Source organism: Actinocorallia populi (genome assembly GCF_002995495.1).
Classification (GTDB): Bacteria; Actinomycetota; Actinomycetes; order Streptosporangiales; family Streptosporangiaceae; genus Actinocorallia; species Actinocorallia populi.
Window position 1 is genome coordinate 1 of sequence record NZ_PVZV01000001.1, and the last position, 12676, is coordinate 12676.

General features: G+C 68.8%; 9 protein-coding genes. 5 read left to right on the forward strand and 4 right to left on the reverse strand.

What is annotated here, in order from left to right:
• Positions 1–326: 326 nt before the first annotated feature.
• The 3 genes from C2865_RS00015 to C2865_RS00030 all read left to right on the forward strand — a co-directional run bounded on the left by C2865_RS00015 (position 327) and on the right by C2865_RS00030 (position 2840).
• Positions 327–701: a PH domain-containing protein gene (locus C2865_RS00015; protein WP_106396208.1), complete on the forward strand. Its 375-nt coding sequence runs from the start codon at positions 327–329 to the stop codon at positions 699–701.
• A gap of 554 nt (positions 702–1255) precedes the next feature.
• The gene (locus tag C2865_RS39845) at positions 1256–1540 is read left to right on the forward strand and encodes a hypothetical protein (protein WP_198652791.1); all 285 of its coding nucleotides are present in this window, start codon (positions 1256–1258) and stop codon (positions 1538–1540) included.
• Positions 1541–2372: 832 nt separating this feature from the next.
• Positions 2373–2840: a hypothetical protein gene (locus tag C2865_RS00030; RefSeq protein ID WP_106396211.1), complete on the forward strand. Its 468-nt coding sequence runs from the start codon at positions 2373–2375 to the stop codon at positions 2838–2840.
• A 49-nt stretch (positions 2841–2889) separates the two neighbouring features.
• Here the strand turns inward: C2865_RS00030 and C2865_RS00035 are convergent, their stop codons facing one another.
• Positions 2890–3711, reverse strand: a complete 822-nt coding sequence (locus C2865_RS00035; protein ID WP_232835258.1) for a TrmH family RNA methyltransferase — start codon at positions 3709–3711, stop codon at positions 2890–2892.
• Between the two features lie 222 nt (positions 3712–3933).
• On the opposite strand from C2865_RS00035, the gene mltG reads away from it, so the two are divergent.
• Positions 3934–5028, forward strand: a complete 1095-nt coding sequence (gene mltG, locus C2865_RS00040; protein ID WP_157963482.1) for an endolytic transglycosylase MltG — start codon at positions 3934–3936, stop codon at positions 5026–5028.
• A gap of 1 nt (position 5029) precedes the next feature.
• On the opposite strand, the gene C2865_RS00045 is transcribed toward mltG, so the two are convergent.
• Together C2865_RS00045 and C2865_RS00050 are read right to left on the reverse strand one after the other, a co-directional pair.
• Positions 5030–5428, reverse strand: a complete 399-nt coding sequence (locus C2865_RS00045) for a hypothetical protein (protein ID WP_106396213.1) — start codon at positions 5426–5428, stop codon at positions 5030–5032.
• A gap of 10 nt (positions 5429–5438) precedes the next feature.
• Positions 5439–7097 carry a serine/threonine protein kinase gene (locus C2865_RS00050; RefSeq protein ID WP_157963483.1) on the reverse strand — a complete coding sequence of 553 codons (1659 nt, stop codon included), beginning with the start codon at positions 7095–7097 and terminating at the stop codon, positions 5439–5441.
• 168 nt (positions 7098–7265) lie between these two features.
• On the opposite strand from C2865_RS00050, the gene C2865_RS00055 reads away from it, so the two are divergent.
• On the forward strand, positions 7266–10448 hold the full coding sequence (locus C2865_RS00055; protein WP_106396215.1) for a hypothetical protein: 3183 nt from the start codon (positions 7266–7268) through the stop codon (positions 10446–10448).
• Between the two features lie 44 nt (positions 10449–10492).
• Here the strand turns inward: C2865_RS00055 and C2865_RS00060 are convergent, their stop codons facing one another.
• The gene (locus C2865_RS00060) at positions 10493–12658 is read right to left on the reverse strand and encodes a galactose oxidase early set domain-containing protein (RefSeq protein ID WP_106396216.1); all 2166 of its coding nucleotides are present in this window, start codon (positions 12656–12658) and stop codon (positions 10493–10495) included.
• Positions 12659–12676: the final 18 nt, after the last annotated feature.

Sequence of the window (12676 nt, forward strand, 5' to 3'; positions counted from 1 at the left end):
GCAGACCCAAAGTCGACATCAACACAGCACGACATCATCCCAGCAGACCACCCGAAAAGCCACGTAAGACATAGTCTTAGACGCAGAAGGCGAGCGAGTCGTTTATGGAGAGTCACTTTCCGAGCGCACTGTCCACTGCCGGACAGAGCCCCGAAGACGACCGGCGGGCCACATGAGGCAGAGGGTGGAGCTTCCAGGCGACACGGGTCTTGACGAGGACCTTCACCCGACCGCGGAACGAACGATCCCCGCCGCACGAAAGACAGCCCCCTACCCGGGCGACGACAGATTCAAACAACGATTCATCCGTTTATGATGTTCACATAATGATTGATTTCAAGAACGGTTCCGTCTTCAAACTCCACGCCTGCGACCCCGCCGAAGTCGGCCCCTCCGTCGCACCGCTGATGATCCAGGGCGAGCAGATCATCTCGGCGTTCAAGACCGTCCGGGACTTCGTCGTCTTCACCAACAAGCGGATCATCGCCGTCAACATCCAGGGCTTCACCGGCAAGAAGCGCGACTTCAGCTCCCTGCCCTACAACAAGATCCAGGCCTGGTCCGTGGAGACCGCCGGCAGCTTCGACCTCGACGCCGAACTCGAGCTGTGGTTCAGCGGCCTGGGCAGCGTCCGCCTGGAGTTCAAGGGCGACTCCGACATCATCCGCCTCGGCCAGATGATCGCCGGCTACGTCCTCTGACCCTCCCGGCACCATCTCGCCGCGGACACACGCCGTACGCGCCGGAGGCCGAGAACCGCCGATACCGCCTGAACTCCCGCACTTCCCGGACACCGCAACGTCGACCGACTCAACAACAGGTGCCAGGGAAAGAGACGATAATGGGCAGAGCGAGCGTCGCCCGTTCCGGACTGATCACAGCGCTCGCCGTGCCTCTCGTCCTCGGCTCCGGCGGGTGCGGAGAGGATCGGGAGCAGGCGCCTCCGCGCGCTCCTGCCTCCACCGCCGCAAACGCCCTGGACGCCTACCGGCCGATCTCTGCTGAACGACTCCAAGAAGCACAAGACCCTCGACTCCCTCGTGAAGGAGATCGAGGCCATCCCCTGAGCAGGCGACACGGACCCGGCACCTGCTCATCGCCGTAGGACGTGCGGCCGGGGACCAGTCGATCCCGTCCCGACGGCCGGGCGATACCGCGTCGAGGCGAGCGGAGGATGGGGGTGTGAGTGCAGTGTCGCGGCCGGAGGGTGGTCGGGTCACTGGTTTTCGGGTGCCGGGGTGTCCGGTCGGGCGGCATGGTCGTGTCGGGTTTCGGGATCGGCTGGTGGCATGGCCGGACGTCGTGCCTCCTGTTCTCGTTGCCGGGCTTTCTGCGCCCAGTGTTGTTCTCGTTTGAGCTCTTGTTCCAGGGTGTTCAGCATGGCGAGGACACGAGTGGTCAGGTCGCTGGTCTGCTCGTCGTAGACGCGGTGGGCGGTGAACAGTTCGCTGTGCAGTCGCTGCCAGTCGGCCTGGTATCGCGTGAGCCGGTCGTCGTGTGGGGGCTGTTCCCGTCCGGTCGGGTCCGGGTGGGCCGGTGATTCGCAGGTTTTTGCTCCAGGAGAGGATCCGGCGGTATGCGGGCGGCGGGTTTCGCAGGCGTTCCAGGGTCGTGGACGCCCACCGGTGGAAGGTCTGAACGCCCTCGAAGAGGTCGTGTGTGGCCCGGCACCAGCGTTCCACGTCGGCGGCCGAGGCCCCGATTTCAGGGATCAGGCCGGGGTCGAAGGGTTCTTGCTGCAGGCCGTCGACGGCGCAATAGCGTTCTTCGCGGAGGAGACGAGAGGCCGAGTCCGCCTTGTCCGACACGCTCGGGTGGTGCGGCAGGACGACTTCCCCGAAGCCGCGTAGCCGGTTCGTGCGGACGCACCGGACCTTGTACGTCTTCATTCCGCTCATGCTCTGGCCTTCCCCAGAGACATATGTTCCTTTTGTAGCCGACTGTGGACTCGGTGTTCGGAACGCCGGTGGTCCGCCGGAAAGCGACCGGCCGGATCGACTCCAGCGTTCCCTGCCGCCATGGAGGCGTCCAGACGCGTGTGCCGGTGACCCGCCCGGCCTTCGCATCGCAGTTCTGGACGAGTTCGGGGCGATCCGCGGTGCCGTCCTCATCGCGAATCGAGAATCGCAAATCACCGGCTCTTGCTTTGTTCGCGCCTCTGGGCCTTCACTTCGAGCAGCCCGTGCGGCCGAGTTCGCCGTTGGGCTTCGTCAGTGTGTCGAGGTTGTTCGGCCGGGACTGGAGTGGTCGGGGCTTGCTCGGGACATTCTCGCTGTATAAGTGCTTCTCGATTGTTGTGGGGTTAGCCTGGGTTTGTTAGCGCGTCCGTGCGTTGACGCGGGCGCGTCCGTCCTCGCAGGGAGGAAGCCGCCATGAAGATGTCACATCACGCGGGCGGACGGCAGGGGCGCCGTCGGGAGACACCCGCTCTGTTCCGCCGCTACGAGGAGCGGTCGGGGGGCGGGCTGGTGTTCACCTCGGCTGCGCAGAAGTCGTGGATCAGGTGCAAGTACCAGAACGAGGAACTCATGTACCAGTCGCTCGACGGGCTCTCGGAGGCGGCGGCCCAGTGGAGGGGGCTGGGCGGGGACATACGGGAGCGGTTGCACGACTGGTTGATCCGGACGGTGGGGTTGCGGTATTCGCCCATCGACAAGGCGTTGAAGAAGAACGGGCTGGACAGGTTCTGGTTCGGGGGGCGGCAGTACAGCCGGGTCCACCACATCAAGCTGGAGGACCATGTGCCGCCGACCCGGGTCGGCCGGATCTACTTCGCGCTCGATCTGCGGGACCGCCGGTGGATCGTCGACCACGTGGGGTTGAAGCTCTACGGGGTGTGATCCCGGCGGAAGAACGTCGCCCCCGGCGCCCCTGCGGCGCCGGGGGTCGTCAGTCTTCGGACGCGGCGGCGGGGAAGCCGCGCTGGCGGGCGGCCTCGTACAGCATGAGGGTGCCGGCGGAGGCGGCGTTGAGGGAGCTGGCGGCCCCGCCGATGGGGATGCTGACGGTCTCGTCGCAGATCTCGCGCCAGCGGGTGCTCATGCCGGTGGTCTCGTTGCCGACGACCAGGAGGACGGGGCCGGTCAGGTCGCAGCCGGTGACGGGGGTGGTGCCGTGCTCGTCGGTGCCCACGATCCGCAGGGGCACGCCCTCGGCTCGGAGGCCCTCCGCCCAGGCCAGGACGTCGGCGGGCGACGGGACGCGGACCACGGGCAGGCGGAACAGGGAGCCTGTGCTGGCCCGGACGGCCTTGGGGTCGTAGACGTCGGCGGCGTGGCCGGTGACGATGAGGCCCGAGGCGCCGAAGGCGTCGGCGGAGCGGATCAGGGTGCCGATGTTGCCGGGGCTGGACGGGCGGTCGAAGGCGACGGCGAGGAGGTCGCGGTCCCGCCCGAGGCGGGCGAGGTCGTCGGAGCCCAGGGCGCCGACGGCGATCAGCTCGGGCGGCGCGGACTCCCGTTCGCCCAGCTCGTGCAGGAGTTCGGGGTCCACGGCGGTGGCGGGGACGCCGCTGTCGCGGATGAGGTCCTCGGCCCAGGACGACAGGCGGGTGCCGGACGGGTGGAGGAGGCGGTGCAGCGGCCAGCCGTAGCGCACCGCCAGGGAGATCGGCCGGACGCCGTGGATGAGGAACTCGCCGAGCTTCTGGCGCTTGTTGCGGTTGGCGAGGAGCGCCTGCCAGGTCTGGAACTGCGCGTTGCGGGCGGACACCCGGCGCGGTTCCGTGTCGTGTTCTCTCCCGTGGCGTGTTCTCCCACGCGTTTCCCTGTGCGGCACGGGCACCACGATAGTCCCGGTCGTGTGACCTTCGTCCAATGCTGCAACAAGCGGCTTGTTCTGGGTAAAAACTCCCCCGCGATGCGATGGCGGGCGGAAGGAAGGGGAGGTCTCCCGAGAGCATCGTCTTCCGTAGCAGACCGATCAGGAGAAGCGATGGTCGTCGATCCGGACCTGTGGGAAGAGGGCGGCTCCTCCCGGAACGGGCGCAGAAAGCGCGGCGGCGCGGCCGTCATCGTCTCTTTGCTCTTCCTCTTGGCGGTGATCGGCGGGGGCTGCTATTTCGGATACGCCAAGCTCCAGGGGCACATGCCTCCTCCGGACTACTCCGGGCAGGGGACGGGGACGGTCACCGTCGAGGTCGTGAAGGGTGATTCCACCGCTCATGTGGGGCGGACGCTGCAGAAGGCGGGGGCCGTGAAGTCCGTCGAGGCGTTCACCAACGCGGCGGGCGTGAAACTCCAGACGCTGCAACCCGGCTTCTACCGGGTGCGCAAGGGGATGTCCGCCGAGTCGGCCGTCGCGGCGCTGCTCGACCCGGCTTCCCGGATCGGCGTCGTGAACGTTCCCGAGGGCCGGTGGGCTTCGGAGGTCTACGCGCTGCTCTCGGAGGCCACGGAAATCCCCGTCAAGGAGTTCGAGAAGGTCGATCCGGCTTCCCTGGGGCTTCCCGAGTCGGCGAAGGGGAAGGTCGAGGGCTATCTGTATCCCGGCCGGTACGACCTTCCGCCGGACGCGACCGCGTCCCAGTTGCTCGCCATGATGGTCGGCCGGTTCAAGCAGGAGACCCAGAAGGTCGACTTCTCCCGTGGGCAGGCGCTGGGTCTCGACCCGGCCGAGGTCGTGACCGTCGCGAGCCTGATCGAGGCCGAGGCGGGCCGGCCCGAGGACCGTGCGATGATCTCGCGGGTCCTGCACAACCGGCTGAAGATCGGCATGCCGCTGCAGTTCGACCCGGCTCTGCTCTACGCGTGGCAGAAGCGCACCATCGACGTGCGGGAGCGGCACCAGGACATCGATTCGCCCTACAACCTCTACCGGCACAAAGGGCTGCCGCCGGGGCCGATCAGCAATCCGGGCGTCGCCGCCATCGAGGCCGCCATGAGCCCGGCCGACGGGAAATGGCTCTACTTCGTCACCACGAACCCGACCGAACGCCGCACCGAGTACGCGACGTCCTATGGCGAGTTCCTCAAGCTCAAGGCGAAGTTCGACCAGTGGCTGCGGGACAACCCGCAGCCGCAGAACTGACTCACACGCTGTTCGTCGGGAGCGGGCAGCGCACGCTTCTCCGCGGCCGGGTCCGCTGGCGGCCGGGACGGGCGCCGAACGCCGTCTCCTCCGTCATCCGGTACACGCGGCCCCGCCAGCCGCCGTCGAAGAGCGGCTCGCCCCGGTAGAACCCGACGAGCAGCCGCACCTCGTCCTCGTTCTCGACCAGTTTCGGGAGGCGGCGCAGCTGGGACGCCTTGCACGTCTGCACGATGTAGCGCTCGACCGTCCGGTAGAAGGCCAGGCCGAAACCGAGCTCCAGCGTTCTGTCGTACCCGGTGAGAAGCGGGTCCAGCCGGGAGTCGGCGGGGACGTGGGTGAAGCCGTGGGTGCGGAGGATGATCGCGCGGGCTTGTGATTTCGTCAGGGAATCAGGCAAAGATCACCTCTCATTGGGGATTGGTGATCGTACCGCTGGTACCCCAGTCGCCGTAAGTGACTCTGTAGAAGGAACGGTAGACACCCCCCTCCACCTTCTTCTGGAGGTTGAGGTCGAGGCTCTTGGGCCGGTAGCGGGAGTCAAGAAGGAGGGTGAAGCGCACGGTGTCGTAGGGGTCGTAGAAGCCGCCGAGTTCCGGTTTCCCGGTGAGGAGCTTCTTCGCGGCCCTGCCGCTCAGCGTCCAGGTGGCCTGATCCTGGGAATGGGTGAAGGAAGCCTGGCTGCGGAGCAGTGCCGTGAGGCTCTGCGGGGAGCTCATCCAGCGGGTCTCGATCAGGAGGTCCAGGTGCGGGCTGCCCTTGCGGTAGGCGGAGTCACCGGCGGGTTCGGGCTCTCCGCCGATCTCCTGGGGGTAGGCCGTGTCCCCGACGAGGATCAGACGGCGCGGTGTGACGGTCTCGCCGGGGTCGACCGGGTTGCTCAGCGAGACCTCGTAACTGGTCTTCCGGCCTGCCTTGTAGTCGAGTTTGCCGTCCGCCTCGAGTCGTTCGAGGCTGTTCGGACGGCCGCCTTCCACCTTGACCGTCGCCGTTCTGGCTTTGGCCACCGCGGTCTCGATGGCCTTCGCGAACTCCGTACTGCTGTCGGGCGGGACTACCGCGTCGAAGGTATCCACCGGCTCGTCCTTCTCCATCAGCTGGATTCCGACGACTCCGGCGCCTGCCGTGAACAGGATTCCGGCGATGGCCGCCGCGACCATCGGGAGTTTCCGGGAGCGGCGGCGACGTGGAGGCTCCGTGCGCGAAGACAGCCGGAGCGTCGTCCACCGGATGGACCGGTCGTCGTCGAGGGACGCCTCGGCGGCCACCGCGCGGCCCAGGGCGAGGGCGTCGGAGCCGCCGGTGTTCTCCAGGAGGCTCGTGAGGAGTTCACCGGCGCTCGGGCGCTCCATGGGCTCCTTGGCCAGGCAGCGGACGAGCAGGCCGCGCAGGGGTCCGTCGATGCGGCCGAGGTCGGGTTCCGCGGTCAGGAGGCGGTGCATGACGGCCGGGATGGAGTCCTGCCCGTACGGGGGGCTCCCGTTGGCGGCGTAGGCGATCGTGGCGGCCCAGGCGAAGACGTCCGCGGCGGATGTGACGGCGCGGGTCGAGAATTGCTCGGGTGCCATGAAGCTGGGCGTGCCGACGATCGAGCCGCTCACCGAGGCGGTGGCGTCCAGGTTCCGGGCGATGCCGAAGTCGATGACGCGGGGGCCGTCCGGACCGAGCAGCACGTTGCCGGGTTTGAAGTCGCGGTGGACGATGCCCGCCCGGTGGATCGCGGCGAGCGCGGTGGCCGTGCCCACGCTCAGCCGGTACAGGGCCGCGCCGGTGAGCGGGCCGTCCCGTTCGACGGCCTCGCGCAGGGACGGGCCGTCGATGAACTCGGTGATCACGTAGTCGTCGCCGGACTCGATGATCTGGGCGGTGCAGAACGGCGCGACCTTGTGCGCGGCGGCGACCTCCCGCTCGAAGGTCTTGTCGATCACGCCGTGCATCACCTTGACGGCGACCTTGCGGCCGTCGGGCGCCTCGGCCAGGTAGACGACGCCCTGGCCGCCCTCGCCGAGGCGTCCGAGCAGCCGGTGGCCGTTGATCTCCTCAGGGTCGCGCGGGGCAAGGGGGTTCACAAGGGTCCTCAAGGGATCGCCGGATGTCGATCACGACATTGTGCTGCAAAGGCCTACGTGACGGCATCATCAACCCGAAGGCGAGAGCTTGCAGCCGGTGATCGGCATGCGGCATGCTGGCCGCATGACGAGTGGAAAGGGCGTCCTGCGCCCGGCTCTGTGAGCCCCGTGCCGGTCTTCGAACCGGCTTCTTCGCTTCTCGAACGCCTCTCCCTCCTGCCCTACCCGCTGCGGATGCGGGAGCTCGCGCTGCACGCCCGGAACGCCGGGGCCCGGCTGGACGGGCTGCTCGCCGAACTGGCGGAGCTCGGCCCGTACGGGCGGCGGACGGCACTGCACATGGCCATCGCGGGACGGCGCTTCGACCACCTCGCCGCGGTTCTGGCGGGGGCCGATCCGGAGTTGAGGCGGGCGGCGCTGCGCGCCGTCCGGACGTTGCCCGTCCCGGACGAGGCCGTCCCGCCCGTCCTGGAGGACGCGCCTACGGAGCTGCGGTACGCGGTGTACCGGACGCTGGTGGCGGGTCGTCGTGAAGCCCTCGCGGAACGGCTTCTGCCGCAGGTCCACGCACGCTGGGGACCGCAGGAAGCGGCGGCTCTGCTTCCCGCGTGCGGTTCCGGCGTGGTCCGGGAGTGGCTGCCTCGGGTCGGGCACGCGGTCACCAGGCGGCGCGTGCTGGCGCGGCGGCATCCCGGGGCGGTGCTCGACCTGCTCGAACGGGAGTGCCGGGACGGGCTGGGCCCGCAGGTATACGGGCGATGGACGCGGACGTTCGCCGAACTCTCCCGTGCCGAACCCGTGCGGATGCTGGAGCTGATCGAGGCAAGTTTCCGCAACAGGGTGCTCTATATGGGAGGGAAAGTGCTCGGCCCGTTGTTCCGGGCCGACTTCACACGCACAACAGGTCTGATCAGCCGGCGGTGTGTGCGTTCCGGGTTGCCCTCGCCGATGTTCCGGCAGGCCTCGCGGCTCTCCGGCGAGCAGCTGACCCGGTATGTCTCTTGGCGGACGATCAAGCGTTTCCTGCGCTCTGTGCCTTTCGAGCAGCGGGCTTCGCTCTACGCGCAGGTCGAGATGCCGATGTCCGAAGTACTCGATCTGCTGGAGTTGCTGCCCGACGAGCTGTCCGTCTCGGAGGCCCGGCGGCTTCGGGAGCTGCATGCCTCGGATATCACCCACCGCGACCATCCGGTGGTGGAGCTGCGGATCATCGCGCATCTGCCGTTCGGCGAGGCCGCACCGCGGTTGCGGGAGGCGGCGTTCACCGGTGATCCGCGGCTGCGCGGTGCCGCTCGGGTGCTTCTGCTGAAGTGCGCCGCCCGTACGCGGGACTCCGAGCTCGTCGAGGAGCTGCTCGGCGAGGTCGTCGAGCGAACGGCCAACGAGCAGGATCCTGTTCGGGCCACGCTGCTGAAGGGGCTGGCCGGGGTGCGGATGGACGGGTCGTGCGTCCCGCACCTGGAACGGCTGGCGGAAGCCGTCGTCCGGGCACGCGACACGTCGGAGGACACGCGGGAGACGTTGCGGCAACTGGCCGGAAGGCTGTTCCCGTCCTCGGATCCGGCACTGGCGGGTTGGGCTCTGCGGGTCTACGAGAAGCTCGTCGCCCGGCACGGGGCCGCCGCTCTCCGCCGTCCGCAGGCCGTTCCCGTCCGGTACGGCTTCTCCCGGCACAGGACGCCTGCCCTCGGCACCGAGCTGAGGCGCGGGCAGGAACGGGAGCTGTTGGCGCTCCTGCTGCCGTACCTCCGGAATGACCACGCGCTCGTGATCGAGCTGGCTCGTTCGCTCGGAGCCCGGTCCCGGCGGCTGCCGGAGCTGCAGGACGCACTGCGGCGCGCCGTCCTGACCGCGCCCGACGACGAGGCGGCGCAGGCCGCGGAGCTCTGGCTCACGCGGGCTCCGGACAAGGCTGAGCGGGTGGCGTCCCTGGACGCTTCGGCTCTGCGGCATCCGGCCGTCTGGCGTGTCGTCGCGTCCCGGCGGACGGACCTCCTGGACCAAGCCCCTCTCGGCCTGGTCACCCCGGACATGCCGGGGAAATGGAACGTCTCCCAGCGTGATCGGATCGAAGAGGCTCTGCTGATCCGGGCGCAGGATGCCGGGCTTGCGATCGGCGAGCGGCTCGTGGCGGTCTCCGGGTTGCGGGCCTTCCCGGATGCCCTCGCCGCATTGCTCCAGACGATCGAGGACGAACCCGTGATCCTGGAAGCGGCGCTCGAAGGCCTGGGACGGCGTCCTCGGTCCGTCGAGGAACTGCTGACCCGGGGCCCGGTGGCGCAGGCCGCCGCGTCACGGGCCTGCCGTTTCGCCGTTCCTTCGCTGCTCTCTCCCGTACTGGAGGAAGCCCTGACCGGCGGGAAGGTCGGAGCACGGAAGGCAGCCGCGCGGCAATTCGTCACGCAGCGGATCCCCGGCGCGGTGGAGCCGCTCCTGCGCGCCTGGAACGACCCGGAGACGCATCCGGACGTCCGGATCGCGGTCGCCGTGGCGTTGCGGCGGGTTCCTGAGGATCCGCGTGCTCTGGCCGCGCTGCGGTCACGCCTGTCCGGTGAGGAGATGGCCCGATCGTTCCTCCAGATGTCGCCTCTGGACTTCGCACCGGAGCACCGCCCGGACGTCGCGGAGCTGGTGCACGGGCTGCTCCGCGCGGCGGGCGGCCCGGGGGTCCGGGCCCGCGCCGCCCGCGCGTTCGGCATCTGGGCCCATTGGTACCGGCCCGGCACCGCGGAGTTCCTGGAGGCCGCCGTCACCGGCGACGAAACCGACTTGTCAGTCTTCCTCCTCCTTCTCCGGCATGGCATCGTCCGCGGCGAGGCACTGGACGTCATGCGCCGCCTCCTGGCGACCGAGGAGCCCCCGGGATCCCGCGTCACAAGCCTGGCCGAGGCGATCCGGTACGGTGCCCGAGCACCCTGGCGGGACGACCTGGCCCGTGCCTTCGCCGGCCTGCTGGCCTGCGAGCCCCTTCGCCTGCCCCTGGCGACAGCCCTCCTGGAGAGCCTGCTCCCCACCGAGAACGTCGATCCGCAGGCCATGGCCGGGGAGCTCACGTCCCTGGCCGGCCTGCTCGACGGCCGCCCGGTCCTGGCCGCGCAGACCGCCCAGAAGATCGAGGACCGCTACCGCCACACCCGGCTCTCCTCTTCCGCGTTCCTCCCGGCCATCCGGGACCTCACCGCCCAGGGCGCCCTCCCCGGCGCCCTGTTCGCCGTCAGCCTGACGGCCCTGGCAGGCGATTCCACCGGCTGGCCGACCGAGTTCCGCGAAGCCCTTCTCCGTCTCCGCGCCTCACCTCACCTGGAGGCCCGCCAGGCGGCCCACGACGTGGAGCTTCCCGACGGTCCCTGACCTGAGGGGGGCGGCGGGCCGGCGCACCCGGCCCGCCGCGCCGGTCATCCGCCGACGTGGACCCACTCGGCCACCGAGGGAACGCCGTTGGCGTCGGTGGCGAAGAGCATGTACCAGCCGGGAGGGGCGATGTTGGGCTTGTTGGTGAACTTGAACTTGGCCGTGTCGCCCTTGATGGTGAGCTTCTCCGGCGCCACCGCGCGCTGGTTGGGGTCGGAGGAGTGGGTCACCGCGCCGGGGCGCATCAGCCAGGCGGACTTGATCTTGCGGTCGGTCTTGATGGTGTAGGCGCCGCCGTAGGCCCAGTACTTCTTGCTCACGCTCCGGATCTTGGGGCGGGGGCCCTTGAAGAGGTAGGGCGGCGAGTAGATCGAGATGCGGGTCTCGTAGAAGTTGCTGATCGGGTTGGAGCCCGCGGCCAGGACCCGGCCGTCGGGCAGCAGGACCGCGGTGTTGTGGTAGGTGCGGCCGACCTTGTCGGGCGCCATCGCCGTCCAGGCGTCCGGCTTCTTGGGGTCGAACATGGCGGCCTCCCGCACGTACTGGGTGCGGTTGGCGTAGGAGCCGCCGGTCTCGAAGACCTTGCCGTCGGGCAGCAGGACGGCCGACACGTACACCTTCGCGGCGTTCAGGTCGGGGCCGCGCCGGTACCGGGGGCTGGGGGAGTTGAGGTCGACGATGTCGGTGTGCGCGTGCGCGACGCCCGGGCCCTGCGCCGAGAAGTCCATGCCGCCCATGGTCATCACCTTCTGGCGCTGGGCGGGCGGGAGCAGGACGCTGGCGGACTGGTCGCGCGCCCACTTCTGGCTCAGGCCGGGCACCTCCTTGAAGGAGTTCTTCTTCTTGTAGTCGAAGATCCCGGCGCTGAGGAAGTTGCCCTCGTTGTGCGTGTAGTTGTCGTTGCTGTTCCCGGTGACCGGGTGGCCGAAGACGCTGCTCCCGGAGTAGAACAGCTTGCCGTTCTGCATGAGGATCAGCGCCGGGTAGGTCGACCAGTTGATGTTGCTCTGCGCGACCTTGTTCGCGGGCAGCCAGGCGCCGCCGGTCTTGGACTTCTTGTTGTACTTGAACAGCTCCGCGACCCGGGAGACGTACTGGTAGCCGCCCTGGTAGTCCCCGGCGTAGCCGCCGACGGAGTAGACGTCCCCGTTGCCGAGGATGGTCGCGGACGGGTACCAGTGGCCGTCGTTCATGTCGTTGGTCCGGTGGTACTTGTTGTCCTTCGGGTCGAAGATGTACGACTTCTCCTCGCCCAGCCAGCCCTGGTACCCGCTGTCGTTCTCGGAGTACTTCTTCGTGCCGCCCATGATGAGGACGCGGCCGTCGGAGAGCTGGACGTGCCCGGCGCAGAACATGTCGACCGGCGTCTTGATCTTCCGGTACTTTCCGGTGGCCGGGTCGAAGAGCATGCTCTCGAAGCTGCCCGCCGCGAAGTTCTGCGCGTTGTTCCCCGTACCGGCGATGAGCAGGACCTTGCCGTTGTTGAGGACGACCGTGTGCATCGCACGGACGCCCTTCTTCCTGGCCAGGGCTCCGGCGTCACCGGGGTCTCCGTCGTCGGCTCCCGGCTTGGGGTCGCCGAAGTCGACGTAGCGCCACTTGCCCTCGACGCAGCCGGTCTTGTCGGTGCACCTGCCGGCGGCGCCCGCCGAGGCCGTCATGAGGTAGTCGTCGGTGGTGATGGTCCCCTTGCCGGAGATCGCCAGGCCGAACCGGACGGCCTTGGTGCCGGCGGGGACCGGGCCGGTCTTCACCGTCGCCTTGCGCCACTTCGAGGACGCGCCGCCGACGCCGTAGTCCGCCCAGGACACCCAGGAGCCGTTGCTCTTCTGGCGGAAGAACATCACGGACATCTTGGGGGTGGTGGACTTCAGGTGGAAGGACAGGTTGAGGCGCTGGCCGGGCTTGACCTTCTTGATCGCGCAGGCCTTGGTCTGGATCAGGGCCCGCGCCCCGGACACCCGCATCTTCTGCTTGATCTGCACCGCGCGCTTGCTGACGCGCCCGCGGACGAGCTTCGCCGACCCCTCGTTGCGGCCCTTCGTCCACACCTCCCAGCACTTGGGAAGCTTGCCCGCCTTCGTTTCGAGCTTCGGGTTGGGCACGATGTTGGGCGCGGCGTACGCGGGGACGCCGCCCTGCACGAGGGCCGCCGTCAGCATCGCCGACCCGGCCAGGAACACGCGGGCCCTCGGCCTGCGGAATCTCATCGTCGAACTCCTCGGGGG

Excerpts from the sequence above, each read along its gene's own strand:
- C2865_RS00015 (WP_106396208.1), top strand. The coding sequence starts at position 327 with ATGATTGATTTCAAGAACGGTTCCGTCTTCAAACTCCACGCCTGCGAC.
- C2865_RS39845 (WP_198652791.1), top strand. The coding sequence starts at position 1,256 with ATGGTCGTGTCGGGTTTCGGGATCGGCTGGTGGCATGGCCGGACGTCG.
- C2865_RS00030 (WP_106396211.1), top strand. The coding sequence starts at position 2,373 with ATGAAGATGTCACATCACGCGGGCGGACGGCAGGGGCGCCGTCGGGAG.
- mltG (WP_157963482.1), top strand. The coding sequence starts at position 3,934 with ATGGTCGTCGATCCGGACCTGTGGGAAGAGGGCGGCTCCTCCCGGAAC.
- C2865_RS00060 (WP_106396216.1), bottom strand. The coding sequence starts at position 12,658 with ATGAGATTCCGCAGGCCGAGGGCCCGCGTGTTCCTGGCCGGGTCGGCG.